At 68.4% G+C, this 26,966-nt stretch carries 24 protein-coding genes and 1 tRNA gene; 6 read left to right on the forward strand and 19 right to left on the reverse strand.

Features of this window, described 5'->3' with window-relative positions; all coding sequences use genetic code 11:
• Positions 1 to 4 precede the first annotated feature (4 nt).
• The 9 genes from QTI33_RS03755 to QTI33_RS03795 form a co-directional block, all read right to left on the reverse strand.
• Positions 5 to 2,026, reverse strand: a complete 2,022-nt coding sequence (locus tag QTI33_RS03755) for an ABC-F family ATP-binding cassette domain-containing protein (RefSeq protein ID WP_286504413.1) — start codon at positions 2,024 to 2,026, stop codon at positions 5 to 7.
• 120 nt (positions 2,027 to 2,146) lie between these two features.
• Positions 2,147 to 3,028, reverse strand: a complete 882-nt coding sequence (gene prmB / locus QTI33_RS03760) for a 50S ribosomal protein L3 N(5)-glutamine methyltransferase (protein ID WP_286504414.1) — start codon at positions 3,026 to 3,028, stop codon at positions 2,147 to 2,149.
• Positions 3,025 to 4,194, reverse strand: coding sequence for a succinyl-diaminopimelate desuccinylase (gene dapE / locus QTI33_RS03765; protein WP_286504415.1), 1,170 nt, complete (start codon positions 4,192 to 4,194; stop codon positions 3,025 to 3,027). Before dapE ends, prmB begins: the two co-directional genes overlap by 4 nt.
• 16 nt (positions 4,195 to 4,210) lie before the next feature.
• Positions 4,211 to 5,359 (reverse strand): PilT/PilU family type 4a pilus ATPase, encoded by a 1,149-nt coding sequence (locus QTI33_RS03770; protein ID WP_286504416.1) that lies wholly within the window; start codon positions 5,357 to 5,359, stop codon positions 4,211 to 4,213.
• Between the two features lie 74 nt (positions 5,360 to 5,433).
• Positions 5,434 to 6,258 carry a 2,3,4,5-tetrahydropyridine-2,6-dicarboxylate N-succinyltransferase gene (dapD, locus tag QTI33_RS03775; RefSeq protein WP_286504417.1) on the reverse strand — a complete coding sequence of 275 codons (825 nt, stop codon included), beginning with the start codon at positions 6,256 to 6,258 and terminating at the stop codon, positions 5,434 to 5,436.
• 8 nt (positions 6,259 to 6,266) lie between these two features.
• Entirely contained in the window at positions 6,267 to 7,466 is a 1,200-nt protein-coding gene (dapC, locus tag QTI33_RS03780; protein ID WP_286504418.1) for a succinyldiaminopimelate transaminase, read from the reverse strand.
• 17 nt (positions 7,467 to 7,483) lie between these two features.
• The gene (gene argA, locus QTI33_RS03785; RefSeq protein WP_286504419.1) at positions 7,484 to 8,830 is read right to left on the reverse strand and encodes an amino-acid N-acetyltransferase; all 1,347 of its coding nucleotides are present in this window, start codon (positions 8,828 to 8,830) and stop codon (positions 7,484 to 7,486) included.
• Positions 8,831 to 8,855: 25 nt separating this feature from the next.
• Positions 8,856 to 9,275: a PIN domain-containing protein gene (locus QTI33_RS03790; protein WP_286504420.1), complete on the reverse strand. Its 420-nt coding sequence runs from the start codon at positions 9,273 to 9,275 to the stop codon at positions 8,856 to 8,858.
• Positions 9,272 to 9,526, reverse strand: coding sequence for a hypothetical protein (locus QTI33_RS03795; protein WP_286504421.1), 255 nt, complete (start codon positions 9,524 to 9,526; stop codon positions 9,272 to 9,274). The genes QTI33_RS03790 and QTI33_RS03795 overlap by 4 nt, the downstream gene beginning before the upstream one ends.
• Before the next feature lie 81 nt (positions 9,527 to 9,607).
• Between QTI33_RS03795 and hrpA the strand changes: the two genes are divergently transcribed.
• Entirely contained in the window at positions 9,608 to 13,489 is a 3,882-nt protein-coding gene (gene hrpA, locus QTI33_RS03800; RefSeq protein WP_286504422.1) for an ATP-dependent RNA helicase HrpA, read from the forward strand.
• Positions 13,490 to 13,553: 64 nt separating this feature from the next.
• On the opposite strand, the gene QTI33_RS03805 is transcribed toward hrpA, so the two are convergent.
• The 6 genes from QTI33_RS03805 to lptF all read right to left on the reverse strand — a co-directional run bounded on the left by QTI33_RS03805 (position 13,554) and on the right by lptF (position 18,587).
• Entirely contained in the window at positions 13,554 to 13,712 is a 159-nt protein-coding gene (locus tag QTI33_RS03805) for a DUF3309 family protein (RefSeq protein WP_214685614.1), read from the reverse strand.
• Positions 13,713 to 13,820: 108 nt separating this feature from the next.
• A complete protein-coding gene (locus tag QTI33_RS03810) occupies positions 13,821 to 14,987 on the reverse strand; it encodes a pyridoxal phosphate-dependent aminotransferase (RefSeq protein ID WP_286504424.1) in 1,167 nt (388 codons plus the stop codon).
• Positions 14,984 to 15,925: a CysB family HTH-type transcriptional regulator gene (locus QTI33_RS03815; RefSeq protein WP_286504425.1), complete on the reverse strand. Its 942-nt coding sequence runs from the start codon at positions 15,923 to 15,925 to the stop codon at positions 14,984 to 14,986. The genes QTI33_RS03810 and QTI33_RS03815 overlap by 4 nt, the downstream gene beginning before the upstream one ends.
• Before the next feature lie 63 nt (positions 15,926 to 15,988).
• Entirely contained in the window at positions 15,989 to 16,357 is a 369-nt protein-coding gene (locus QTI33_RS03820; protein WP_286504426.1) for a sirohydrochlorin chelatase, read from the reverse strand.
• Between the two features lie 14 nt (positions 16,358 to 16,371).
• Positions 16,372 to 17,478, reverse strand: a complete 1,107-nt coding sequence (lptG, locus tag QTI33_RS03825; protein WP_286504427.1) for an LPS export ABC transporter permease LptG — start codon at positions 17,476 to 17,478, stop codon at positions 16,372 to 16,374.
• Positions 17,475 to 18,587: an LPS export ABC transporter permease LptF gene (gene lptF / locus QTI33_RS03830; RefSeq protein WP_286504428.1), complete on the reverse strand. Its 1,113-nt coding sequence runs from the start codon at positions 18,585 to 18,587 to the stop codon at positions 17,475 to 17,477. The genes lptG and lptF overlap by 4 nt, the downstream gene beginning before the upstream one ends.
• Positions 18,588 to 18,608: 21 nt before the next feature.
• Between lptF and QTI33_RS03835 the strand changes: the two genes are divergently transcribed.
• The 4 genes from QTI33_RS03835 (at position 18,609) to QTI33_RS03850 (ending at position 22,287) form a co-directional block, all read left to right on the forward strand.
• On the forward strand, positions 18,609 to 20,099 hold the full coding sequence (locus QTI33_RS03835; RefSeq protein ID WP_286504429.1) for a leucyl aminopeptidase: 1,491 nt from the start codon (positions 18,609 to 18,611) through the stop codon (positions 20,097 to 20,099).
• Positions 20,096 to 20,536 (forward strand): DNA polymerase III subunit chi, encoded by a 441-nt coding sequence (locus QTI33_RS03840; RefSeq protein ID WP_286504430.1) that lies wholly within the window; start codon positions 20,096 to 20,098, stop codon positions 20,534 to 20,536. The genes QTI33_RS03835 and QTI33_RS03840 overlap by 4 nt, the downstream gene beginning before the upstream one ends.
• The gene (locus QTI33_RS03845; protein ID WP_286504431.1) at positions 20,533 to 20,955 is read left to right on the forward strand and encodes a hypothetical protein; all 423 of its coding nucleotides are present in this window, start codon (positions 20,533 to 20,535) and stop codon (positions 20,953 to 20,955) included. The genes QTI33_RS03840 and QTI33_RS03845 overlap by 4 nt, the downstream gene beginning before the upstream one ends.
• A gap of 126 nt (positions 20,956 to 21,081) precedes the next feature.
• Positions 21,082 to 22,287, forward strand: a complete 1,206-nt coding sequence (locus QTI33_RS03850; RefSeq protein ID WP_286504432.1) for a branched-chain amino acid ABC transporter substrate-binding protein — start codon at positions 21,082 to 21,084, stop codon at positions 22,285 to 22,287.
• Between the two features lie 59 nt (positions 22,288 to 22,346).
• Here QTI33_RS03850 and QTI33_RS03855 read toward each other — a convergent pair whose 3' ends face one another.
• Both QTI33_RS03855 and QTI33_RS03860 read right to left on the reverse strand, forming a co-directional pair.
• Positions 22,347 to 22,721, reverse strand: coding sequence for a response regulator (locus QTI33_RS03855; RefSeq protein WP_286504433.1), 375 nt, complete (start codon positions 22,719 to 22,721; stop codon positions 22,347 to 22,349).
• A gap of 199 nt (positions 22,722 to 22,920) precedes the next feature.
• Positions 22,921 to 23,011, reverse strand: a tRNA-Ser gene (locus tag QTI33_RS03860).
• Positions 23,012 to 23,175: 164 nt separating this feature from the next.
• Here QTI33_RS03860 and QTI33_RS03865 point away from each other — a divergent pair.
• On the forward strand, positions 23,176 to 25,509 hold the full coding sequence (locus QTI33_RS03865) for an arginine/lysine/ornithine decarboxylase (RefSeq protein ID WP_286504434.1): 2,334 nt from the start codon (positions 23,176 to 23,178) through the stop codon (positions 25,507 to 25,509).
• Here the strand turns inward: QTI33_RS03865 and QTI33_RS03870 are convergent.
• Positions 25,472 to 26,341, reverse strand: a complete 870-nt coding sequence (locus QTI33_RS03870; protein WP_286504435.1) for an EamA family transporter — start codon at positions 26,339 to 26,341, stop codon at positions 25,472 to 25,474. The two genes, QTI33_RS03865 and QTI33_RS03870, sit on opposite strands and share 38 nt — an antisense overlap.
• Complete coding sequence (locus QTI33_RS03875; protein WP_286504436.1) at positions 26,338 to 26,886, reverse strand: phosphonate degradation HD-domain oxygenase; 549 nt, start codon at positions 26,884 to 26,886, stop codon at positions 26,338 to 26,340. Before QTI33_RS03875 ends, QTI33_RS03870 begins: the two co-directional genes overlap by 4 nt.
• Positions 26,887 to 26,966: the final 80 nt, after the last annotated feature.

Genomic DNA, 26,966 nt, shown 5'->3' on the forward strand with positions numbered 1-26,966 from the left:
ATTATCAGGCGGCCAGGGCCTCGAGCTGGTCCGACAGCGCCAGCCAACGCTCCTCGAGGCGCGCGATCTCGTCGCCGAGCGCCTTCAGTCGCTTGCCGGCCTCGGCGATCTCCGGGGCCGGCAGGGCTTGGGCCAGCCGTTCTTCCAGGGCCGCCTTTTCGCTGCTGGCGGCCGCCAGGCGCTGGTCGACCTGGGTCAGCTCGCGCTTCAGGGGCTTGGCCTGGTCGCTGCGCTGCTGGCGGTCCTGGGCGTCCTGCTTGCGCTGGTTCTTGCCCGACGGGGTGCCTTCGGCCGCCCTGGGCGCCGGCGCTTCGGCGGGCGGGGCGACGGCTTCGACCGCCACCGCGGCCGCGGCATCGCGGGTCGCCACCTTGGCCTCCTCGCGCAGCCGCTTGGCTTCGTCGAGCAGGTAGCGCTGGTAGTCGTCGAGGTCGCCGTCGAAGTCCGTGACCACGCCCCGGCCGACCAGCCAGAACTCGTCGCAGACCGAGCGCAGCAGCGCGCGGTCGTGGCTGACCAGCATCAAGGTGCCTTCGAACTCGTTGAGCGCCACGGCGAGCGCCTCGCGGGTGGCCAGGTCCAGGTGGTTGGTGGGCTCGTCGAGCAGCAGCAGGTTGGGTCGCTGCCAGACCATCATGGCCAGCACCAGGCGCGCCTTCTCGCCGCCACTCATGGTGCCGACCGGCTGCTTGACCATGTCGCCGCTGAAATTGAAGCTGCCGAGGAAGCCGCGCAGCGCCTGCTCGCCGGTGCCTTCCCGGGCGGCGCTGCCGAGCTCGCGCGCCATCCGCACCATGTGCTCCAGCGGGTTGTCCTGCGGGCGCAGCACGTCGAGTTCCTGCTGCGCGAAGTAGCCGATGTTGAGGCCCTTGCCCTCGGTGACGGTGCCGGCGAGCGCGCCCATCTCGCGCGCGATGGTCTTCACCAGCGTCGACTTGCCCTGGCCGTTGGCGCCCAGGATGCCGATCCGCTGGCCGGCCAGCACCGAGCGGTTCACGCCGCGCAGGATGGTCTTCGGCGGCTCGTCCTCGATCTCGTAGCCGAAGCTGGCGTCGCTGATCGACAGCATCGGATTCGGGATGTTGCCCGGCTCCTTGAATTCGAAGGTGAAGTCGGCCTCGGCCAGCAGCGGCGCGACCCGTTCCATGCGCTCGAGCGCCTTGACCCGGCTCTGCGCCTGCTTGGCCTTGCTGGCCTTGGCCTTGAAGCGGTCGATGAACTTCTGCAGGTGGGCGATCTTGTCCTGCTGCTTGCTGAACGCGACCTGCTGCTGTTCCATCTGCAGCGCGCGCATGTCCTCGAACTTGCTGTAGTTGCCGCCGTAGCGCGTGAGCTGGGCGTTGGCAATGTGCAGGGTGACGTCGGTCACGGCGTCGAGGAACTCGCGGTCGTGGCTGATCACGATCATGGTGCCGGCATAGCGCTGCAGCCAGGCTTCGAGCCAGACCAGGGCGTCGAGGTCCAGGTGGTTGGTGGGTTCGTCGAGCAGCAGCAGGTCGCTCGGGCACATCAGCGCGCGTGCCAGCTGCAGCCGCATGCGCCAGCCGCCGGAGAAGCTGTTGACGGGCTCGTCGAGCTCGTGCGACTTGAAGCCCAGGCCGAGGATCAGTGCCTGGGCGCGCGGCACGGCATCGTGCTCGCCGGCGTCCGCCAGGTCGGTGTAGGCGTGGGCCAGCTCCATGCCGATGTCGGGGTCGTCCGGGTTGGCTTCGTAGGCGGCTTCGATGGCCGCCAGCGCCGCCCGCAGCTCGCCGAGGCGGGTGTCGCCGCCGACCACGAATTCGGTCGCCGATTCGTCGGTCTCGGGCATGTTCTGCGCCACCTGCGCCATGCGCCAGTGCCTGGGCACGGAAAAATCGCCGCCGTCCTCGTGCAGCGTGCCGTTGAGCAGGGCGAACAAGGTGGACTTGCCGGCGCCGTTGCGCCCCACCAGGCCGACCTTCTCGCCCGGGTTGAGGGTGACGGTGGCGCCGTCGAGCAGGACCTTGGCGCTGCGGCGAAGAATGACGTTTCTGAGAGTGATCATGGATAGGGGACCGTAGGGGCGATTATCCCGTGCGCGGCCAGGCGGCCTGGCGCGAGGGGGCATCGCCCGATGCAAGGGGCGCAGCCGAAGCTGCAGGAAGGCGGCGGAAGACGGGCGTCGCTAAGGCTGGCCGGCGGCCGCCAGCAGGGCCTCGCGGGTCACGAGCAGGACCTGGTCCTCGCCGGCCGAGCTTTCGAGCCAGACCACTTCGAGCTGCCCGAAGGCGGCCTCGAAATGGGCGCGCTCGTTGCCGATCTCGAGCACCAGCACGGCCTGCGCGCTCATGCGCGACGGCGCGTCGGCGAACAACCGCCGCACGAAGTCCATGCCGTCGCTGCCGCCGGCCAGCGCCAGCTCGGGTTCGGCCCGGTATTCGGCCGGCAGCGCGGCCATGCTCGCGCTGTTGACGTAGGGCGGGTTGCACAGCACCAGGTCGTACGGGCCGGGCACTTCGGCCAGGCCATCGGAATGGACCAGCCTGACGCGGGCGTCGAGCTGGTGCCGGCTGACGTTGATCGCCGCCACTTCGAGCGCCTCGAGCGACAGGTCGGCCGCGTCCACGCTGACCTCCGGATAGGTCAGGGCGGCGAGGATCGCCAGGCTGCCGTTGCCGGTGCACAGGTCGAGCACGCACCGGGTGTGGTCGCCGAGCCAGTAGTCGATGGAACCGTCGGCGATCAGTTCGGCGATGAAGCTGCGCGGCACGATGGCGCGTTCGTCGACGTAGAAGGGCACGCCCTGCAGCCAGGCCTCCCGGGTCAGGTAGGCGGCCGGCTTGCGGGTGGCGATGCGCTGCGCGAACAGCTCGCCGATGCGCGCCGCATCGGCGGGCGATACCGCCTGCTCGGCCACCGCGTCGAGTTCGTCCAGCGGCAGGCCCAGGCGCCATAGCACCAGCCAGACCGCTTCGTCGAAGGCGTTGTCGGTGCCGTGGCCGAAGGCCACGCCGGCGTCGGCCAGCTGCTTGGCACCGGCCTCGATCAAGGCAATGACGGTGCTCATGTCGCCAGCGCTTCGAGCCGTTCGAGCGTGCGGCGGTAGATGTTCTTGAGCGGCTCGATGTCGGCCACCGCGATGTGCTCGTCGATCTTGTGAATGCTGGCGTTGACCGGGCCGAGTTCGACCACCTGGCGGCAGATCTTGGCGATGAAGCGCGCGTCGCTGGTGCCGCCGCTGGTCGACAGCTCGGTCTGGAGGCCGGTCTCGTCGCGGATCGCCTGTTGCACCGCTTCGACCAGCGCGCCGGGCACCGTGAGGAAGGGCAGGCCGCCGACCGTCCAGGCCAGCTGGTGGTCGAGGCCGTGGGCGTCGAGCACCGAGGCCACGCGCTGCTGCAGCGACTCGGGGGTCGATTCGGTCGAGAAGCGGAAGTTGAAATCGATCACGGCCGCGCCCGGGATCACATTGCTGGCGCCGGTGCCCGCATGGATGTTGCTGATCTGCCAGCTGGTCGGCTGGAAATGATCGTTGCCGGCGTCCCAGCCGCCGGCCGCGTTGAGCGCGACCAGTTCGGCCAGCGCCGGCGCGAAGGCATGCACCGGGTTCTTCGCCAGGTGCGGGTAGGCGATGTGGCCCTGCACGCCGTGGACCGTGAGCCGGCCGCTCATGGTGCCGCGGCGGCCGTTCTTGATCATGTCGCCGCAGCGCTCGACCGAGGTCGGCTCGCCGACGATGCAGTAGTCGATCGCCTCGCCGCGCGCGGCCAGATGGTTGCAGACCACCACCGTGCCATCGACGCCGGGGCCTTCCTCGTCGCTGGTGAGGAGCAGCGCCAGGGTGAGGCGCGGGCTGGGCGTGGCGGACAGGAATTCCTCGATGGCGACCACGAAGGCGGCCAGCGAAGTCTTCATGTCGCAGGCGCCGCGGCCGTACAGGCGGCCGTCCCGGTGGGTCGGGGTGAACGGGTGGCTGCTCCACTGCTCGATCGGGCCGGTCGGCACGACGTCGGTGTGGCCGGCGAAGGCCATGGTCTTGGGCCGGTCGCCGCTGCCGGGGCGCACCGCCCACAGGTTGGTGACGCGGAAGTCGGCCGGGCCGCTTTCGATGGTCTCGAGCCGGAAGCCGAGCCGCGCCAGGCGCTCGCCGAGGATCTGCTGGCAGCCGCCGTCGTCGGGCGTGACCGAGGGGCGGGAGATCAGTTGTTCGGCGAGCTGGAGCGTTCGGGACATCGAGGGAGCAGGTGGGTCAGGACCGCACGTCGAGCGTGATGTCCGTGAAGGTGGGCTCCTCGACCTGGTCGAGGAGGGAGCGTTCTTCGTTGCGGGCGGGCGGCGCCTTGCGGTTCTGCAGGCGCCACATGAGATTGGTCGGCGAATCGGCCTGGGACAGGCCTTCCTCGCGCGTCACCAGGTCCTCGGTGATGAGCCGGGCGATGTCTTCCTCGAAGGTCTGGGAGCCTTCGGCCATCGATTGCTCCATCGCTTCCTTGACGGCCGAGAAGTCGCCCTTGCCGATCAATTCGGCCACCAGCGCGGTGTTCAGCAGCACTTCGAGGGCCGGCACGCGGGCGCCATTGGGCGTGCGCAGCAGGCGCTGGGCCACGATGGCGCGCAGCGCGCCGCCGAGATCGCCCAGCAGCGTGGCGCGCACTTCCACCGGGTAGAAGCTCAGGATCCGGTTCAGCGCCCGGTAGCTGTTGTTGGCGTGCAGCGTGGCGACGCACAAGTGGCCCGACTGCGCATAGGCGATCGCGGCGGTCATGGTCTCGCGGTCGCGGATCTCGCCGATCTGGATCACGTCGGGCGCCTGGCGCAGCGCGTTCTTGAGCGCGATCTGCAGCGACTGGGTGTCGCTGCCGACGTCGCGCTGGTTCACCATCGACTTCTTGTTGGTGAAGGTGAATTCGATCGGCTCCTCGACCGTCAGGATGTGGCCGGTGGCGTTCTCGTTGCGGTAGTCGAGCATCGAGGCCAGCGTGGTGCTCTTGCCGGCGCCGGTCGAGCCGACCATGAGGATCAGGCCGCGCTTCTCCATCACCAGGGTCTTGAGGATCTCGGGCAGGTTGAGATCCTCGAAGCTCGGGATGGTCGAGGCGATGTGGCGCACCACCACCGCGTAGCTGCCGCGCTGGCGCATGGCGCTGATGCGGAAGTTGCCCGAGCCTTCGAGCGCGATCGCCATGTTGAGCTCGCCGGTGCGCTCCAGCTCGGCGATGCGGTTCTCGTGCACCACTTCGGAAAGCAGGCTGAGCGGCGCCTCGGGCGGCAGCACCTGGGCGTTGATCGGCATGCAGTTGCCGTTGATCCGGATCAGGGCCGGGGAGTTGGCCGAAAGGTAGATGTCCGAAGCCTTGCGCTCGGCCATCAGACGAAGAATGCGCTCCATCGTGTTCATCGGCTCTCTCTCCTCGGCGTTGTGGTTCTGGATCGGTGGCTCGAAGGGCCCGCCCCCTCAGGCGGCCCGGGATTTCAGTCGCGCAGCAGGTCGTTCAGCGACGTCGACGAGCGCGTCTTGGCGTCGACCTTCTTCATGATGATGGCGGCGTAGGTGCTGTACTTGCCGCCCGGCTTGGGCAGCGTGCCTGCGACCACCACCGAACCGGCCGGCACGCGGCCGAAGCTGACGGTGTCGGTGGCGCGGTCGTAGATCGGGGTGCTCTGGCCGATGAAGACGCCCATCGACAGCACCGAGTTCTCTTCGACGATCACGCCCTCGACCACCTCGGAGCGGGCGCCGATGAAGCAGTTGTCCTCGATGATGGTCGGGCCGGCCTGCAGCGGCTCGAGCACGCCGCCGATGCCGACGCCACCCGACAGGTGCACGTTGGCGCCGATCTGGGCGCAGGAGCCAACCGTGGCCCAGGTGTCGACCATGGTGCCTTCGCCGACGTAGGCGCCGATGTTGACGTAGGAGGGCATCAGGATCGCGCCCTTGGCGATGTAGCTGCCGCGGCGCGCCACGGCCGGCGGCACGATGCGCACGCCGGCTTCCTTGAGCTCGTTGGCCGACAGGTGCGAGAACTTGGTCGGCACCTTGTCGTAGAAGCCCAGTGCGCCGGCCTGGATCTGTTCGTTGTCCTTGAGGCGGAAGGACAGCAGCACGGCCTTCTTGATCCACTGGTGCACGGTCCACTGGCCGACGGCTTCGCGGGTGGCGACGCGCAGGTGGCCGTTGTTGAGTTCGGCGATCACGTGGTCGACGGCGTCGCGCACTTCCTTGGAAGCGCTGGCGGCGGAGATGTTGGCGCGGTCTTCCCACGCGGCGTCGATGGTCTGCTGGAGTTGTTGGGTCATGGAAGAGCTCAGTTCTGGATGAAGTTCACGATGCGTTTCGCGGCCTCGGTGCATTCGGCCGTGTCGGCGACCAGCGCCATGCGGATGCGGCCGCGGCCCGGGTTGGCGCCGCCAGCCTCGCGCGCGAGGTAGCTGCCGGGCAGCACCGTCACATTGTATTGAGCGTAGAGCGCCCGGGCGAAGCCGGCGTCGTCGCCCTGCCACGAAGGCGGGATGCCGGCCCAGAGGTAGAAGCTGGCGTCGGGCAGGCGGACATCGAGCACCGGCTCGAGCAGCGGCGTCACGGCGGCGAACTTGGCGCGGTACTGAGCGCGGTTGTCGACCACGTGGAGTTCGTCGTTCCAGGCCGCGATGCTGGCGGCGGCCACGGTGCCGCTCATGGCGCTGCCGTGGTACGTGCGATAGAGCAGGAAGGACTTGATGATCGTGGCGTCGCCGGCCACGAAGCCGCTGCGCAGGCCCGGCACGTTGCTGCGTTTGGACAGCGAGGTCAGGGCGATCAGGTTGCGGAAGTCGCCGCGGCCCAGCCTGGCGGCGGCCTCGAGGCCGCCGAGCGGGGGCTCGTCGCGGAAGTAGATCTCGCTGTAGCACTCGTCGGCCGCGATCACGAAACCGTGCCGGTCGGACAGCGCAAAGAGCTTTTCCCATTCGCCGATCGGCATCACGGCACCGGTCGGATTGCCGGGCGAGCAGACGAAGACCAGTTGCGTGCGGGCCCAGACCGCGTCCGGCACGCTGTCCCAGTCGACCGCGAAATTGCGCGCCGGCACGCTGGGCACGTAGTACGGTTCGGCGCCCGAGAGCAGCGCCGCGCCTTCGTAGATCTGATAGAACGGATTGGGCGACAGCACCACCGGCGCCGGCGTCCGGCTGGCGTCGACCACGGTCTGGGCCAGCGCGAACAGGGCCTCGCGCGAGCCGTTGACCGGCAGCACCTGGGTGGCCGGGTCGAGCGCCAGGCCGTAGCGCCGCGCCAGCCAGCCGGTGAACGACTGGCGCAGCGGCAGGTCGCCGGCGGTGGCCGGGTAGGTCGCCAGGGCCCCCATGCCGGCGGCCAGCGCGTCCTGGATGAAGGCCGGCGTCGGGTGCTTGGGTTCGCCGATGCCGAGGCTGATCGGGGCGAATTCGGGGTTCGGGGTGACGCCGGCGAACAGTTGTCGCAGCCGCTCGAAGGGGTAGGGCTGCAGTTTGGCGAGCAGGGGATTCATGGGCCTCGATTATCGCGTTACAGCTTCTTCACCAGCACCTGGCTCTTGCGGTCCCAGTTGTATTTGCGCTTGCGGGCCTCGGGCAGCCAGTCGGGGTTGACCTGCTGGAAGCCGCGCTTGAGGAACCAGTGCATGGTGCGGGTGGTGAGCACGAAGATGCTGTCCAGCCCCGACGCCTTGGCGCGCTGCTCGACCCGCTTCAGGATGCGTTCGCCGTCGCCCTGGGCCTGCGACTGCGGGGACACGGTCAGCGCGGCCATCTCGGCGGTCCGGGCTTCGGGATAGGGGTAGAGCGCGGCGCAGCCGAAGATCACGCCGTCGTGCTCGATCACCGTGTACTGGTCGATGTCGCGCTCGATCTCGGTGCGGCTGCGCTTGACCAGCGTGCCGTCGCGCTCGAAGGGCTCGATCAGCTGCAGGATGCCGCCGATGTCGTCGGCGGTGGCCTCGCGCAGCGATTCGAGCTTTTCGTCGATCACCATGGTGCCGATGCCGTCGTGCACGTAGACCTCGAGCAGCAGGGAGCCGTCGACCGAGAAGGGCAGGATGTGGTTGCGCTCGATCCCGGCCTCGCAGGCCTTCACGCAGTGCTGCAGGTAGAAGGCGGTGTCGGTCGGGCGCTGGGCCGGCGGCAGCGCCGCCAGCAGCTTGCGGGCGGCGTCGAGGGGCAGCTCGGTGTCGATGGGGTTGTCCTCGCTGATCGGCAGGGCCGGGTCCTGGGCGATGCCGGGCACCTCGGTCAGGAAGATCAGCTTGTCCGCCTGGATCGAGATCGCCACGCTGGTGGCGACTTCTTCCATCGTGAGGTTGAAGGCCTCGCCGGTGGGCGAGAAGCCGAACGGCGACATCAGCACCATCGAGCCGAAGTCGAGCGCGCGGCGGATGCCGGCGGCATCGACCTTGCGCACCAGGCCCGAATGCTGGAAGTCGACGCCGTCGACCACGCCGACCGGCCGGGCGGTGATGAAGTTGCCGGAGATCACGCGGATGGTCGAGCCGGCCATCGGCGTGTTGGGCAGGCCCTGGCTGAAGGCGGCCTCGATCTCGTAGCGCAGCTGGCCGGCCGCCTCCTGGGCGCAGTCGAGCGCCACCTCGTCGGTGATGCGGATGCCGTGCGAGTACTTCGCCTCGTGGCCCTTGGCGCGCAGCTGCTCGTTGACCTGGGGCCGGAAGCCGTGCACCAGCACGACCTTGACGCCCATGCTCTGGATCAGCGCCAGGTCCTGGGCGATGCTGGCCAGCTTGCCGGCGGCGATCGCCTCGCCGGCCAGCGCGACCACGAAGGTCTTGCCGCGATGCATGTGGATATAGGGCGCGACCGAGCGGAACCAGGGGACGAAGGTGAAGTTGAAGACGGTGGACATGAAGGGACTGTGAATGAGGCGTGTGTCAGGTCGTCGAGAACGGATTCTCGACGACAAGCTTGCCGAAGCGCTGGCCGTGCTGGCCGTCCTGCGACACCAGCACGTCGGCGTTGCCGCGCAGCGCGGCTTCGAGGATCAGCGCATCCCACCACTGGAGCCGGTGCTTCTGCACCAGCTCGGTCGCAGCCAGCACGCTTTCGGCCGTGGCGCCGATGACCTGGAAGGCGGCCAGCTGGCCGAGCTGGCTCGCGGCCTCGCGCGGGCTCAGAGGCGGTTTCAGCTTGCGGGTCGTGATGTTGTAGAACTCCTGCAGCACCTGCGTGCTGAGCAGGACGGCGTCGTCCTTGACCGCCCTGGCGAAGCGGTCGATGGCGATTTCCCGCCGCGCCGGGTCGCCGGCATCGACCGCGTACACCAGCACGTTGGTATCGAAGAAGACGTTCATGCGGCGCCGGGCGACGGGTAGGGCCGGTCGTGGGCGTCTTCGCGCGTCCAGGCGGCGCCTTCGCTGTTGGCCTTGCTGCGCCGTGCCGCCGCAATGAAGGCCTCGCCGGCGATCTGCTGGCGGTCGTTGCCCTGTGCGTAGTCCGACAGGAACTCGCGCACCCGGGCGCTCACGGAGGTGCCTTCGTTGATGGCGCGGATGCGCGCCTTGCGCACGATCGTTTCGTCGATGGCGATGGTCAGGTTGGTCATGGCGGTTCCTCGGATGCCCGCAGGCGATCACGGAAACAAGTGTAGCACGTGAACCTGTGAGATGAGATAATCCGCCTGTTCATGAGTTCCCATCCCCCCGCTCCCCGTCGACCGGCGCCGCCGCTCGCCATCGAATTCCCCGAGTCCCTGCCGGTGTCGGCCCGGCGCGACGAAATCAGGGCCGCCATCGAGGCGCACCAGGTCGTCATCGTCTGCGGCGAGACCGGGTCGGGCAAGACCACGCAGCTGCCCAAGATCGTGCTCGAACTGGGCCGCGGCAAGCTGAACGCGCCGCCGGGCAAGGGCCGGCTGATCGGCCACACCCAGCCGCGCCGGATCGCCGCCACCTCGGTCGCCAAGCGCATCGCCGAGGAGCTGAAGACGCCGCTGGGCGAGGTGGTCGGCTACAAGGTGCGGTTCCAGGACCGGCTGTCGCGCGACGCCTCGGTCAAGCTCATGACCGACGGCATCCTGCTGGCCGAGACCCAGACCGACCCGCTGCTCAAGGCCTACGACACGATCATCATCGACGAGGCGCACGAGCGCTCGCTGAACATCGACTTCCTGCTCGGCTACCTGCGCGAGATCCTGCCGCGGCGGCCGGACCTGAAGGTGATCGTGACCTCGGCGACCATCGACGCGGATCGATTCGCGCAGCATTTCGCGTCCGCGAAGGGGCCGGCACCGACGATCATGGTCTCGGGGCGCACCTTCCCGGTCGAGCAGCGCTATCGCCCGTTCGAGGAGTCGCGTGACCACGATCTCAGCGACGCCATCGCCGACGGCGTCGACGAGCTCTGGCGTGACCCGCACAACGCCGGCGACATCCTGGTCTTCCTGCCCGGCGAGCGCGAGATCCGCGAGGCGGCCGATCATCTGCGCAAGCATCTCAGCCACCAGCCGCTGATGCGCAGCGCCGAGGTGCTGCCGCTGTTCGCGCGGCTGTCGCAGGCCGAGCAGGAACGCATCTTCGACAGCCACAGCGGCCGGCGCATCGTGCTGGCCACCAACGTGGCCGAGACCTCGCTGACCGTGCCCGGCATCCGCTACGTGATCGACACCGGCACGGCGCGGGTCAAGCGCTATTCGTTCCGCAGCAAGGTCGAGCAGCTGCTGGTCGAGCCGATCAGCCAGGCGGCCGCCAACCAGCGCGCGGGGCGCTGCGGGCGGGTCGCCAACGGCATCTGCATCCGGCTCTACGACGAGAAGGATTTCGAGGGCCGGCCGCGCTTCACCGACCCGGAAATCCTGCGCTCCTCGCTGGCCGGCGTGATCCTGCGCATGAAGTCGCTGCACCTGGGCGATGTCGAGCGCTTTCCGTTCCTGGAAGCGCCGCAGCGGCGCGCGATCGCCGACGGCTACCAGCTGCTCAACGAACTCGGCGCGGTCGACGACGCCAACGAGCTGACGCCGATGGGCGCCGAGCTGGCCCGGCTGCCGCTCGACCCGCGGGTCGCCCGCATGATCGTCGAGGCCCGCACGCGCGGCGCGCTCGAGGAGGTGCTGGTGATCGCCAGCGCCCTGTCGGTGCAGGACGTGCGCGACCGGCCGATGGAGATGCAGCAGCAGGCCGACCAGGCGCATTCGAAGTTCGACGACGAGAAGAGCGAATTCAGCGGCTACCTGCGGCTGTGGAAGTGGATCCTGGATGCGCGCGGCGGGCATGGAGACACTCACAAGCTCTCGAACCGGCAGTACGAGCAGCTGCTGCGGCAGAACTTCATCAACATCCGCCGCGTGCGCGAGTGGCGTGACATCCACTCGCAGCTGCTCACGGTGGTGACCGAGCACAAGTGGCGCATCAACACGCTGCCGGCCGGCTACGAGCCGTTGCACCTGTCGATGCTCTCGGGGCTGCTCGGCAACATCGGCTGGAAGCTGGAGGACGACGAGGCCTACCTGGGCGCGCGCGGCATCAAGTTCTACCGCCATCCAGGCGCCCACCTGAAGAAGAAGCCGGGCCGCTGGATCGTCGCCTCCGAGCTGGTCGAGACCACGCGGCTGTTCGGCCGCGGCATCGCCAACATCGAGCCGCAGTGGCTTGAACAGGTGGCGGGCCATCTGCTGAAGAAGCAGCTGCTCGACCCACACTGGGAAAAGAAGGGCGCCCAGGTTGCGGCGCTCGAGCGCGCCACGCTCTACGGCCTCGTGGTCTACAGCGGGCGCCGGGTCGACTTCAGCAAGGTCGATCCGGTCGCGGCGCGCGAGATCTTCATCCGCGAGGCGCTGGTCGGCGGGCAGTGGGAAAGCAAGCTGCCCTTCCTGGCGGCCAATCGCAAGCTGGTGCGCGAGGTCGAGGGCCTGGAGCACAAGTCGCGCCGGCAGGACGTGCTGGTCGACGACGAGCTGATCTACGCCTTCTACGACGCCCAGCTGCCGGCCGACGTGTCGAGCGGCGTCACGTTCGAGAACTGGTACCGCGGCCAGTCGCGCGAAGAGCCGCGGCTGCTCTACCTGACGCGCGAGGAGCTGATGCGCCACCAGGCGGCCGGCATCACGACCCAATCCTTTCCGCCGACCGTGCGGCTGGGCGGCGTCGATTGCGCGGCGACCTACCTGCACGAGCCGGGCGATGCCAAGGACGGGCTGACCGTCAGCGTGCCGCTGTTCGTGCTGAACCAGGTCAGCGACGAACGCTGCGAGTGGCTGGTCAGCGGCATGCTGAAGGACAAGATCCAGGCGCTGCTGAAGAGCCTGCCGCAGAAGCCGCGCGCGCGGCTGGTGCCGCTGCCCGAATCGGCGGCGCGCTTCACCGAGATGCTGTCGGCGCCCGAGGTCTTCGGCCACGGGTCGCTGACCGACGCGCTCCTGAAGCAGGTGCGCGACCAGACCAGCCTGGACGTCAAGCGTGCCGACTTCAAGCTGGACATGCTGCCGCCGCACCTCTTCATGAACCTGCGGGTGGTCGACGAGCATGGCCGCCAGCTCGGCATGGGGCGCAACCTCGGCGCCCTGAAGGCCGAGCTGGGCACGCAGGCGCGCGGTGCCTTCCAGGCCCTGGCCGGACTCAACGTGCGCGCTGCCCCGCAGCCGCCCCAGGCCGGGGCGGGGGCCCAGGCCCGGCCCGCAGCGAAGGCCGCGGTCGAGGCGCCGGCGCCGCCGGCCCTGCCGGCCGGCCAGCGCTACAGCGCCTGGACCTTCGGCGAACTGCCCGAACTGATGGAAGTGCGGCGCGGCGCGCAATCGCTGATCGGCTTCCCGGCGCTGCTCGACGGCAGCGACGCGGTGACCATCGAGGTCTTCGACGAGCCCGCCGTGGCCGCCGCCAAGCACCGCGCGGGCCTGCGGCGGCTGTTCGCCCTGCAGCTCAAGGACGCCCTGAAGTACCTCGAGAAGAACATCCCCGACCTGCAGAAGATGGCGGTCGCCTACATGCCGCTCGGCACTGCCGAAGAACTGCGGGCGCAGATCATCGAAGTGGCGATCGACCGCGCCTTCCTGCAGGAGCCGCTGCCGACCGACGAGTTCGCTTTCAAGCGGCGGCTGGAGGAGGGGCGCGGGCGCCTGACGCTGATCGCCAACGAGGTGGCCCGGCTGGCGGGCACGATCCTGGTCGAGTACGGGCTGGCGCTGCGCAAGATCAAGGACACCAAGGTCCAGCCCGAGGCCACCGCCGACGCCACCCAGCAGCTGCAGCGGCTGGTGGGCAAGCGCTTCATCGCCGACACGCCCTGGCCGCGGCTGCAGCACTTCGCGCGCTACCTGAAGGCGATCACCCTGCGGCTCGACAAGCTGCGCGCCGACCCGGCGCGCGATGCCCAGCGGCTGGCCGAACTGCGGCCCCAGGAGCAGCGCTACTGGCGCCTGCTGGCCGAGCGCAAGGGCGCGGCCGACGAGCGCATGAGCGAATTCCGCTGGCTGCTGGAAGAGTTGCGCGTGAGCTTCTTCGCCCAGGAGCTGCGCACGCCGCAGCCGGTGAGCGTGAAGCGGCTGGACAAGCTGTGGGCGCAGCTGGGGCATTGAGCCTTCCCGGGCCGACAACAAAAAGCCCGCCGAAGCGGGCTGTCCTTGCGGCAGGCGCCAAGGGCTATATCCGCCCCATCAGCAGCAGCACGATCACCACCAGCAGCACCAGGCCCAGACCCCCGCTGGGCCCGTAGCCCCAGCTGCGGCTGTAGCCCCAGCTCGGCAGCGCGCCCACCAGCAGCAGGATCAGGACGATCAGCAGAATCAACGAGAGGGACATGGACTTCTCCTAGGGCTTGTGTTTGAAGCCCTCATGGTCCGCCTCCCGCGTCGAATCGATCGCGGGAAGCGGCGCTCTCCCGCGGTCAGGACTCGCCTTGCGTTCGTGTCAGAGCCGGGCCAATCGCTCGATCGCCATCTGCAGCGTTTCGTCCTTCTTGGCGAAGCAGAAGCGCACCACGCGCTGGTCGAAGCCGTCGCCGTAGAAGGCCGACAGCGGGATTGCCGCCACGCCGATCTCGCGCGTGAGCCATTGGCAGAAATCCGCTTCGCCGAGCGCGCTGACCTCGCTGATGTCGACGCACTGGAAATAGGTGCCGGCGCTGGGCAGCAGCCTGAAGCGCGTCTTCGCCAGGCCCTCGGCGAACAGGTCGCGCTTGCGCTGGTAGAAGGCCGGCAGTTCCAGGTACGGGGCGGGATCGGCCATGTAGCCGGACAGCGCGTGCTGCATCGGCGTGTTGACCGTGAAGACGTTGAACTGGTGCACCTTGCGGAACTCGGCGCTGAGCGCGGCCGGCGCCGCCACGTAGCCGACCTTCCAGCCGGTCACGTGGTAGGTCTTGCCGAAGCTGCTGACGATGAAGCTGCGCGCCGCCAGGCCCGGGAAGCGCGCCGCGCTCTCGTGGCGGGCACCGGCGTAGACCATGTGCTCGTAGACCTCGTCGCTGATCACCAGCACCTCGGTCGGCGCCAGCAGCGCTTCGAGCTGGCGCATCTCGGCCTCGGTCCAGACCGTGGCGCTCGGGTTGTGCGGCGTGTTGACGATGATGGCGCGGGTGCGCGGCGTGAGCGCCGCGGCGATCTTCGCGAAGTCGGGACGGAAGCTGCCCGGCGTGAGCGGCACGCGCACCACGGTGCCGCCAGCCAGGTCGATGTTCGGCACGTAGCTGTCGTAGCAGGGCTCCAGCACGATCACCTCGTCGCCCGGCCGGACCACGGCCAGGATCGCCGTGATGATGGCCTGGGTGGCGCCGGCGGTCACGGTGATCTCGCTCTGCGGGTCGTAGCGGTGGCCGTACAGCGCCGCCATCTTGGCCGCGATCGCCTCGCGCAGCGGCAGGATGCCGGGCATCGGCGGGTACTGGTTGTGGCCCGCCGCCATGGCGTCGGTCACGGCCTGCAGCAGTTGCGGGTCGCAGTTGAAATCGGGAAAGCCCTGGCCGAGGTTCACCGCGTTCTTCTCGGCCGCCAGCGCCGACATCACGGTGAAGATCGTCGTGCCCACGGCGGGCAGCTTGGTTTGCACTTCGGGGGTGCGGACGGTCGCTCGGCTCACAGTTCGTAGTCCTGGTGTTGACCGCTCAAGGCCTTGGCGATCAGGTTGCGATCGAGCCGGTCGGAGAGCAGCTCGGCGAATTTGAAGACGAAGTTGCGCAGGTAGGCGCTGCGCTTGAAGGCGACGCGGGCGATGTTGATGCCGAAGATGTGGCCCATCGGCCGCACCACCAGGTCAGCGTTGGTGTCGTCGCGCACCGCCATCTCGGCCACGATGCCGACGCCCAGCCCGAGCCGCACGTAGGTCTTGATGACGTCGGAGTCGATCGCCTCGAGCGCGATGCGCGGGGTCAGCTTCTTCTGCGCGAAGGCGTGGTCGATGCGGGTGCGCCCGGTGAACGACGGGTGGTAGGTGATGATCGGCTCGTGGGCCAGGTCCTCGAGCGAGATGCGCTCCTTGTCCGCCAGCGGATGGCCCTGCGGCAGCACCAGCACGTGCTGCCATTCGTAGCAGGGCATGGTCACGAGCTCGGTGTAGTCGGCCAGCGACTCGGTGGCGATGCCGATCTCGGCCACCTCGTCGATCACCATCCGCGCCACCTGGTCCGGCGAGCCCTGGTGCAGGCTCACGTTGACCTTCGGATAGGCTTCGCGCAGTTTCGCGACCGGCACCGGCAGCACGTAGCGGGCCTGCGTGTGGGTGGTGGCGATCGACAGGGTACCGCTGTCCTGGGCGCTGAACTGCTCGCCGATGCGCTTGAGGTTGCCGACCTCGCGCATGATGAGCTCGATGCTGGCGAGCACATGCTGGCCGGGTTCGGTGACGCGCTTCAGGCGCTTGCCGTGGCGGGCGAAGATCTCGACGCCGAGTTCTTCCTCGAGCTCGATGATCGCCTTCGAGACGCCCGGCTGCGAGGTGTGGAGCGCCTTGGCAGCCTCGGTCAGGTTCAGGTTGCGCCTGACGGCTTCCTGAACGAACTTGAACTGATGGAGATTCATAACGGATTCCGTATTATTTTCGGATTCATTATGCCTTCTCAGTCTATGAAAATCACCGCAAGTTCAGAATTCGAGTGCTTTCAGCGCCAGCAGGGCGATCACTTCGGGGTCTTCGCCGACGGCTGGGCGTAGCGAAAACGCGACGTCCGGATGCAGCGCCTGCAGTTCGTCGACCAGCGCCGGCAGGTCTTCGCGGACATGCCGGCCCATGCCCAGGAACAGCGGCACGATCCGGATCCGCCGGGCGCCGGCGGCCACCAGCGCCTGTGCCGCGGTGCGCAGGTCGGGCGCGACCAGTTCGAGGTAGGCGCAGGCGACCCGGGCCGTGGGGTCGAGCGCGGCCACCTGGCGCGCCACCGCCTCCACCGGCGCGCGCCAGCGTTCGTCGCGCGAACCGTGCGCGAACAGCACGATGCCCAGGGGTGTCTGCATGGCGGCCCTGGTCGCTAGCGTCTCAGCACCAGCCAGCTGAAGGCGCCGAGCGACATCACGGAATAGATCAGGCCGGGGGCCGCCGCGGTGATCCATGGCCACCAGTTGCCGAGATTGCCGAGGTAGCCGAAGACGTTGTTCAGCAGGAAGAAGCTGATGCCGATCATCACCCCGCCGAACATGTAGGTGGTGATGCCGGCCTGCCGGAAGTGCAGGTAGGCGAAGGGCAGGGCCAGCACGATCATCACCAGGCAGGACAGGGGATAGAAGACCTTGCGCCAGAATTCGATCTCGTAGCGCTGCGCGGTCTGGCCGTTGGCGTCGAGGTGGCGGATGTAGTCGAACAGGTCGAGCGTGCGCATGCGGTCCGGGCGCAGCAGCGCCACCGACACCATCTCGTTGCTGAGCGACGTCGGCCACTCGAGCACCGGCACGGTGGTGCGCACGATGCGCGGCGCGCCGGGGCCACGGGTTTCATACACCTGGCGCTCGGCGTTGACCAGGGTCCAGTGTCCGCGGTCGACCTTGGCGCCCGGCGCGGAGGTCTGCGACACCAGGAAGCCCTTGCCGTCGAATTCGAGGATCCGGGGATCCTTCAGGATGCCGTTGCGCCCCATCGAGACCACGTTGACCGCGAAGGAGGTGTCGCCCTGGCGCTCCTTGAGCCAGGCGCCGGTATTGCCGATCAGTGCGAGCGGGCCCTGGTAGCGGGCCTTGAGCAGCTGGGCCGTGCGGTCCGACGCGGGCGCCACGTAGTCGCCGACCGCGAAGGTCAGCACCACGAAGGCGGCCCCGAGCAGCAGCAGCGTGCGCAGGGCCCGCCAGGGGCCGAGGCCGCTGGTGCGAAGGATCGTGTACTCGGAACTCTGCGCCAGCCGGGCCATGACGAAGATGGTGCCGATCAGCACTGCGATCGGCAGCAGTTCGTAGAGGTGGCTGGGAATCAGCAGCGCCACGTAGAGCAGCGCCTGGGGCGCCCCGTAGCCGAGCGAATCGGGCTTGCCGATGGACTGCAGTTCGTCGACGAAGTCGAAGAAGAAGAACAGGCTCAGGAAGCCCAGGGCGACGAAGGCGACGGCCTTCAGCACCTCCGCGTAGATCAGGCGGCGGATGGTTTTCACGCGTTCGAGGTGGTTGCAGGCCGCACCGCGACGCGGCGGCGCGTCGGAAAGCCCCAGTTGAAATGCCGCTTGGCGAGCCAGACCAGGCCCAGCACCAGGACGCCGCCATGCAGCGCGAGCAGGAAGCCGCCGACGCTGAAGCGCCCCGACCCGACCCAGCTCTGGCCCAGATTGAGCAGATTGAAGTAGAGGACGAAGGCGAACAGCGCGAACAGCAGGCTGCCGCTGCGGCCGACGCGCGGGTTGACGCTCGACAGCGCGAGCGCCAGCAGCACGAAATTGGCGCCCGCGAACAGCAGGCCGATGCGCCAGGCGAGCTCGGCGCGGTTGACCGGATTCGGGTCGCGCAGCAGGGTCAGCGTGGTGCGGGCGCGCACCGGCGTCACGTCCAGCGCGTCGCCCGAGCGGCCGCCGACCCGGGCGCCGTAAGTTTCGAACTCGCTGACCTTGATGCCGGTCGGCTGCAGCGGCTCCTCGATGCGCTGGCCGTTGCTCAGCATCAGGTAGCGGATGCCGTCCAGGTCTTCCATGCGGCCGCTGCGCGCCGAGGTGACGATGCGCAGGTTGCGCTCGATCGACGAGATGAACACGTTGCTGGCGGTGGCGCTGTCCGGGGCGTCCTTGTCGATGAAGAAGACCCGCAGCCGGCCGGCCGATTCGCGGAACTCACCGGGCGCGACACGCTCGATGTCGCTGCGCCGCTCGTAGCGCTCGCGCATGTTCTGGGTCTGCGAATTGGCCCAGGGCCAGCCGATCAGGGAGAACAGGGCGATCAGCAGCAGGATCGGCCAGGCGAAGCGCAACAGCGGGCGCAGGAAGTCCGCCAGGCCGCGCCCGCTCGAGAACCAGATCACCATCTCGCTGTCGCGGTACATGCGCGACAGCGTGCCGACGATCGAGATGAACAGGCAGAGGCTGAGGATGGTCGGCATGTAGCCGAGCACGGTGTAGGTCATCACCAGGAAGACCTCGGAGGGATTCACGCTGCCCTTGGCCGCCAGTCCGAGGGTGCGGATCAGCATCATCGTCATCACGATGGTGACCAGCACCACCAGCGTGGCGCCGAAGCTGCGCGACAGCTCCTTGCGTAGAGAGGAATGGAATAACATCGTCGAGGGAAAAAAAGGATTATGGACTTTCAACTCAAGACCCTCTCCATCGCCCAGGCCGCCACTGAGAAAGCCGATGTCCTCATCGTGCTGGTGGCCGCCGGAACCAGCAGCGCCAAAGACGCGCTCTCCACCCTGGCGGCCGAGGCCCGCAAGGCCGGCGACCTGCCCGACAAGGCCGGCAAGCTGCTCGCGCTGTACCGGCCGACCGGCATCGCGGCAGCGCGCGTGCTGCTGGCGGCGGTGGGGGACGGCGGCGCGCCTGCGGTCCGGACCGCCGTCCTCGCGGCCGTCAACGCCGCCAAGGGCGCCAGCCCGAAGCGCGTGGCGATCGTCTTTGCCGGCGCGCCCGACGCCGCAAGCCTGGCCAGCGCGGTGCTGGCCTCGGCCGACGCCAGCTATGTCTACACCGAGACCAAGTCCAAGGCCGAACCGCGCACGATCCGCCAGTTGACCGTGGGCGTGCCGGAGGCGGCCGCGTTGCGCGAGGCCTTCGACCGGGCCACCGCGACGGTCGCCGGGGTCGAGCTGGCCAAGGAATGGGGCAACCGGCCCGGAAACTACTGCACCCCCACGATGCTGGCCGATGCCGCGAAGGAACTGGCCGAACTGCCGAACCTGAAGTGCGAGGTGCTGGGCCCGAAGGAAGTGGCCAAGCTCGGCATGGGCGCCTTCGCCGCGGTCTCGCAAGGCTCGGCCGAGCCGCTGCGCTTCATCGTGCTGCGCTACCACGGCGCCCCCAAGGACCAGGCACCCGTGGTGCTGGTCGGCAAGGGCATCACCTTCGACACCGGCGGCGTCTCGCTCAAGCCGGCGGCGGAGATGGATGAGATGAAGTTCGACATGTGCGGAGCGGCCAGCGTGCTGGGCGTGTTCCGCGCCCTCGGCGACATCCAGCCCGCGATCAACGTGATCGGGCTGGTGCCCTCGTGCGAGAACATGAACGACGGCCGGGCGCTGAAGCCGGGCGACGTCGTCACCAGCATGAGCGGCCAGACCATCGAGGTGCTCAACACCGACGCCGAGGGGCGCCTGATCCTGTGCGATGCGCTGACCTACGCCAAGCGCTTCGGGCCGGCGGCGGTGATCGACATCGCCACCCTCACCGGCGCCTGCGTGGTGGCCCTGGGCGGCGTGCGCAGCGGGCTGTTCTCGAGCGATGACGCCCTGTCCGGTGCCCTCGAGGCGGCCGGCGAGGCGTCGCAGGACCGCTGCTGGCGGATGCCGCTCGACGACGACTATGCCGAAGGGCTCAAGACCCATTTCGCCGATGTCGCCAACGTGGCCGGGCGTGCCGGTGGTGCCGTCACTGCGGCCAAGTTCCTGCAGCGCTTCGCCGGCGACTACCCCTGGGCGCACCTGGACATCGCCGGCACGGCGTGGAAGAGCGGTGCCGCCAAGGGCTCCACCGGCCGCCCGGTGGGCCTGCTGCTGAGCTATCTGCTGGCCCAGGCCGCCAAGGCGGCGCCCGCCAAGACGCCGAAGGCCGCCAAGCCGCGGTCACGCAAGTGACCGAGATCGACGGCCACTACAACATGCCCGACAAGGTGGGCTATGCCTGCCGGCTGTTGCGCAAGGCGGTGAGCGCGCATGGCGCGCGGCTGGTGGTGGTGGCGGACGCGGCTTTGCTGGAGACGATCGACATGGCCTTGTGGAAGCTCTCGCCGACCGACTTCGTCGCCCACTGCCGCAGCGATGATGCGGCTTTCATCGTCGAGCGTTCGCCGGTGGTGCTGGCGGACAGCGCCGCCAGCGCGCTGCCCGACCGGCCGATCCTCGTCAATCTCGGCGCCGAGCTGCCCGCGCGCTTCGAACGCTTCGAGCGGCTGATCGACATCGTCGGCAGCGACGACGCCGACCGCCAGGCCGGCCGCGCCCGCTGGCGGCACTACAAGGATCGCGGCTACGCGATCCGCACCCATGCCTACGCGGGTGGGACGAACGCATGACCGGCGCCCCGCGGACACCGCCGCGCTTCGTGCCCACGCTGACGACGGTGCTCGAGCCGGCGGCGCCGGAGGCAACGGCTGCCGAGGCGCCGCCCGTGTCCTTCGCCACCGAGGCGACCGTGACCGAGCCCTCGCAGGCCGTCGCGCTGAGCCCCGAAGCCCAGCTGTCCGAGGCCGAAGCCTTCCGCCTCGAAGAACAATTGCTGCACCGCGTGCTGCAGCGCGTCGACCTGTCGCTCGAGGAGCGCGTGAGCGATGCCGTGTCAGCTGCCGTTCAGCAGCACCTCGACACGATGATCCCCGGTCTGCGCCGTGAAATCGAGGCCGTTTTGCGTGCTTTGGTGAGTGAAGCGCTGGCCCGCGAGCTTTCGGACAACCCCGGGTCTACGCCAGCATTCGGGCGTGAAACCTTGGGCTAAACTGCGCGCCGGGTCGAAAAGCGCGAGGGCGCTGCGCATCCGCGGCGCGATACTTGCTCAAGGTTTGTGCCCGGATCCAAAGACCGGTTTTCAACTCTATCTTCATCAATGTTCTGGAGGTTTCCCATGCAATTGAAATGGACTGCTGTCGCCCTGGCCGCTCTCGCGCTCGTGGCCTGTGGCAAGAAGGAAGAAGCCGCGGCGCCCGCGGCGCCTGCACCGACCGCAGCCGCTCCCGCTCCCGCCGCACCCCCGGCCGATGCCCTGGTCGTGAAGATCGGCCACGTCGCTCCCACCAGCGGCGCCATCGCCCACCTCGGCAAGGACAACGAATTCGGCGCTCGCATGGCGATCGAGGACCTCAATGCCAAGGGCATCAAGATCGGCGACAAGGTCGCCAAGTTCGAGCTGCTCGCCGAAGACGACGCAGCCGATCCGAAGCAAGGCACGGCCGTGGCCCAGAAGCTGGTCGACAGCAAGGTCAACGGCGTCGTCGGCCACCTGAACTCCGGCACCACCATCCCGGCCTCCAAGCTCTACAGCGACGCCGGCATTCCGCAGATCTCGCCGTCGGCGACCAACCCCAAGTACACCCGCCAGGGCTTCAAGACCACGTTCCGCGTGGTCGCCGACGACACGCAGCTGGGCGGCACGCTCGGCAAGTACGCCGTCGAGACGCTCAAGGGCAAGAACATCGCCGTGATCGACGACCGCACGGCCTACGGCCAAGGCGTCGCCGAGGAATTCGAGAAGGCCGCCAAGGCCGCCGGCGGCACCATCGTCGGCCACGAGTTCACGACCGACAAGTCGACCGACTTCAACGCCATCCTGACCAAGCTGAAGGGCGCCCAGCCCGACATCCTGTTCTTCGGCGGCATGGACGCCGTCGGCGGCCCGATGCTCAAGCAGGTCAAACAGCTCGGCATGAACGTCAAGTTCATGGGCGGCGACGGCCTGTGCACCGGCGAACTGGCCAAGCTGGCCGGCGACGCGATCGGCGAAGACATGGTGGTCTGTGCCGAAGCCGGCGGCGTGGACGGCGACTTCAAGGCGCCGCTGGAAGCCTGGAAGACCAAGTTCAAGGAAAAGAACGGCGTCGACGTGCAGATCTACGCCCCGTACGTCTACGACGCCGTGCAGGTGCTCGCCGCCGCGATGGCCAAGGCCGGCTCGTCCGATCCCGAGAAGTACCTGCCCGAAGTCGGCAAGGTCCAGTACAACGGCCTGACGGGCCCGATCGCCTTCGACGAAAAGGGCGACATCAAGAACGGTGCGCTGACGCTCTACACCTACAAGAACGGTGCGCGCACGCAGATCGCCGTGGTGCGCTGAGCGCCTCGCGCTCGCAACCTGAAAAGGGGCCTTCGGGCCCCTTTTTTCTGGGGCCCCGATCAGGCGCGATCCGGGTGGGTGCAGTAGTCGAAGAAGGTCTCGAGGTCCCTGGACTTGTCGAACACCGCGTCGGCACCGAGCGCCATGCAGCGGGCGCGGATGTCGGCGCTGACGAAGTTGCTCAGCACCACCACGCGCTGGGATGCCCGTCGGTCCTGGCACGCTCTCAGGACGCCCAGGCCGGAGCCTTCCCGCAGGAACAGGTCCACGATCAGGAGCTGCCACTCGTCGGCATGCGCCGCCAGCCAGGCGGCGGCTTCGGTCTCGGACTCGGCGATGCCGAGCACGCGGGCGCCGACCAAGTCTTCGAGCGCAGGGATCAGGTTGTCTCGGATGGTCCGGTTGTCTTCGACGAGGTAGGTGAGAAGCGCCATGCCGGATGCTGCCTGTACGGAGCCCGAAGCCTAGCCGGCCGTGGCGCCGGGGCCAAGGCCGCACGGCTTGCGATGGCGTAGGAGAAAGACGGCGGTTGCGCGTTCGCAGCGCAGCGGCGCGAGCACAAAAAAGCCCCGGCAAGCGGGGCTTTCAGGACGTATCCGTGTCGCAGGTGGAGGCTGCAGGAGACGATTTTTCTGGCGGAGCAGGCGGGATTCGAACCCGCGGAGGGCTATTAACCCTCACACGCTTTCCAGGCGTGCGACTTAAACCGCTCATCCACCGCTCCGAGCCTTCGATTGTAGCAGTGCCGGCGGGCGGTTTTCGGCCGTCCACGCGGGTGCCGGCCGCCGGCACGGACGCCCGCTCGTCAACTTCTCCAGCCGGCTGACCGGATCCTTCATCTGAATTCCGTACACTTCGCGCCTATTTGCCAGTCCGGAGCCCTGCCCCATGAAATTTCGCTTTCCCATCGTCATCATCGACGAGGACTTCCGCTCCGAGAACACGTCGGGCCTGGGTATCCGAGCCCTGGCGCAGGCCTTCGAGAGCGAAGGCTTCGAGGTGCTGGGCGTCACCAGCTACGGCGACCTCAGCCAGTTCGCGCAGCAGCAAAGCCGCGCCAGCGCCTTCATCCTGTCGATCGACGACGAGGAGTTCACCGTCGGGCCGGACCTTGACCCCGCGGTGCTGAGCCTGCGCACCTTCATCGGCGAAGTGCGGCGCAAGAACGCCGACGTGCCGATCTACATCTACGGCGAGACCAAGACCTCGCGCCACATCCCGAACGACATCCTGCGCGAGCTGCACGGCTTCATCCACATGTTCGAGGACACGCCGGAGTTCGTGGCGCGCCACATCATCCGGGAGGCCAAGAGCTACCTCGAAGGCGTGCAGCCGCCGTTCTTCAAGGCGCTGATCGACTATGCCGAGGACGGGTCGTACTCGTGGCACTGCCCCGGCCATTCGGGGGGGGTCGCCTTCCTGAAGAGCCCGGTGGGCCAGATGTTCCACCAGTTCTTCGGCGAGAACATGCTGCGCGCCGACGTCTGCAACGCGGTGGAGGAACTCGGCCAGCTGCTCGACCACACCGGCCCGGTGGCCGCCAGCGAGCGCAACGCGGCGCGCATCTTCAACGCCGACCACTGCTTCTTCGTCACCAACGGCACCAGCACCAGCAACAAGATGGTCTGGCACCACACGGTGGCGCCCGACGACGTGGTGGTGGTCGACCGCAACTGCCACAAGTCGATCCTGCACGCGATCATCATGACCGGCGCGATTCCGGTCTTCATGAAGCCCACGCGCAACCACTTCGGCATCATCGGTCCGATTCCCAAGAGCGAGTTCGAACCGGCGGCGATCAAGGCCAAGATCGCGGCCAATCCGCTGCTCTCGCACGTCGACGCCAACAAGGTCAAGCCGCGCGTGATGACGCTCACGCAGTCGACCTACGACGGCGTGATCTACAACACCGAGACCATCAAGAACATGCTCGACGGCTACGTCGACACGCTGCACTTCGACGAGGCCTGGCTGCCGCATGCGGCCTTCCACCCGTTCTACGGCGCCTACCACGCGATGGGCAAGCGCCGGGTGCGGCCGCGGGACTCGCTGGTCTTCGCGACCCAGTCGACCCACAAGCTGCTGGCCGGCATCAGCCAGGCCAGCCACGTGCTGGTGCAGGATTCGCAGAACCGGGCGCTCGACCGCGACCTGTTCAACGAGGCCTACCTGATGCATTCGTCGACCAGCCCGCAGTACGCGATCATCGCCAGCTGCGACGTCGCCGCCGCGATGATGGAGCCGCCCGGGGGCACCGCGCTGGTCGAGGAGAGCATCCTCGAGGCGCTGGACTTCCGCCGCGCCATGCGCAAGGTCGAGGCCGAGTTCGGCAAGGACGAGTGGTGGTTCAAGGTCTGGGGCCCCGAGAAGCTGGTCGACGAAGGCATCGGCCGGGCCGACGACTGGATCATCAAGGGCGAGTCGCGCACCGCCAAGTGGCACGGCTTCGGCAAGCTGGCCGACGGCTTCAACATGCTGGACCCGATCAAGTCGACCATCGTGACGCCGGGCCTCGATCTCAACGGCAAGTTCGCCAAGACCGGCATCCCGGCCAGCATCGTCACCAAGTTCCTGGCCGAGCACGGCGTGATCGTCGAGAAGACCGGGCTCTACAGCTTCTTCATCATGTTCACGATCGGCATCACCAAGGGCCGCTGGAACACGCTGTTGACGGCGCTGCAGCAGTTCAAGGACGACTACGCGCGCAACCAGCCGATGTGGCGGATCATGCCGGAGTTCTGCCAGGCGCACCCCAAGTACGAGCGCCTGGGCCTGCGCGACCTGTGCCACCACATCCATGAGCTGTACGCGCGCTTCGACGTCGCGCGCCTGACCACCGAGATGTACCTGAGCGACCTGACGCCGGCGATGAAGCCGAGCGATGCCTTCGCCCACATCGCGCACCGCAAGACCGAGCGGGTCGAGATCGACCACCTCGAAGGCCGCATCACGACCAGCCTGATCACGCCGTACCCGCCGGGCATCCCGCTGCTGATCCCGGGCGAGGTCTTCAACAAGAAGATCGTCGACTACCTGAAGTTCGCGCGCGAGTTCAACACCGAGTGCCCGGGCTTCGAGACCGACATCCACGGGCTGGTCGGGCGCATCGACGAGACCACCGGCAAGAAGCGCTACTACGCCGACTGCGTGAGGGCCGAGCCGCCGGTGGTGGTGGTGGCCAGCGTCAAGCCAGCCGCAAAGTCATCACGCCCGCGACGATGACCACGGTGCCGGCAGCACGCTGCCAGCCGAAGGGCTCGCGCAGGAAGAGGGTGCCGATGACCGCGGCGAACAGCACCGAGGTCTCGCGCAGCGCCGCGACCACGGCGACCGGCGCCTGGGTCATCGCCCACAGCGCGATGCCGTAGCTGCCCAGCGACGCCGCCGTGCCGACCAGCGCGATCTTCCAGCGCCCCGCCATGTAGGCCAGCGCGGCGCCCCGCCGGCCGGGGCGCCGCCACAGCACCAGCAGCAGGTAGGGCAGGCCGTCGAACACGAACAGGCCGGCCACGTAGGCCAGGGCGTCGCCCGAGGCGCGCACGCCGATGCCGTCGATTACGGTGTAGAGCGCGATGATCGCGGCATTCGCCAGCGCGAAGCCGAGCGCCTTGCGCCGCTGCCTTTCGTCGCTGTCGCGCAGGGCCGAGCGCGACAGGCCCAGCGTCACCACCCCGGCGCAGATCACGAGCACGCCGGCCCAGCCCGCCACCGAGATGCCTTCGCCGATGAAGGGCAGGCTGCCCATCGCCACCAGCAGCGGTGCGCAGCCGCGCATTACCGGGTAGGTGAGCCCCAGGTCGCCGTGCTTGTAGGCCCCGGCCAGCGCGATGTAGTAGCCGAGGTGGATCACCAGCGAGGCCGCCATGTAGGGCCAGGCGGCCGGCGCGGGCAGGCCCGTGTGGTAGAGCAGCGGAACGGAGATGAAGAAGCCCAGGCTGTGGATCAGCGCGGTGTCGAGCGACTTGTCGCCGCCGGCCTTGATGAGCGCGTTCCAGCCCGCATGCAGCAGCGCGCCGAACAGCACGGCGCCGACGATCGAGGCGCCGAGCGTCACTTGAGCATGCAGCGCTGCGCGCGCGCCAGGAAGTGCGAGAGCGGTGGTGTGGGGCAGCCGGCTTCCTTGGCGAGGTCGTCCCACAGGCGCAGCCGGACCGCCTCGGGAGCATGGGGCTGGGCGATGAAGCGCTCGGCCTGGTCGGCGCTGAAGACGCCGCCCTGCAGTTCGAGGCTGCGCTTCGAATCGGCCGACAGGCCGGCCCGGTAGCGCGCGCGCGTGGCGCAGAGGTAGCGCTTGGCGTCCACGTGCCACTGGATCGGCGCCAGCACCCGGTCGCTGAAGACGCCGCGCAGGAAGGGCAGGGCGTAGAACTGGTGCAGGTCGTCGATGCCGCGCAGGCTGGGCGATTCACCCTGCTCGTTGAGCAGGTGGCCGAGGTCGTGCAGCAGCGCCGCCGTGACCAGTTCGTCGTCGGCGCCGTCGCATTCGGCCCGCAGCGCGGTCTGCAGCGCATGCGCGAGCTGGGTGACCGGCTCGCCGCTGTACTGCTCGCCGCCGCGGCGCGCGAACAGGGTCTCGATATCCGGAATGCTCAGTGCCATCGGGTCCTCGGGATGAGATCGCGCCCGGCATGTTAGCGGCCATTTCACTTTGGCAAGGCCTGGCGGAGCAGATCGCACCG

The sequence above is a fragment of the Variovorax davisae genome, from assembly GCF_030316845.1.
GTDB lineage: Bacteria > Pseudomonadota > Gammaproteobacteria > Burkholderiales > Burkholderiaceae_C > Variovorax > Variovorax davisae.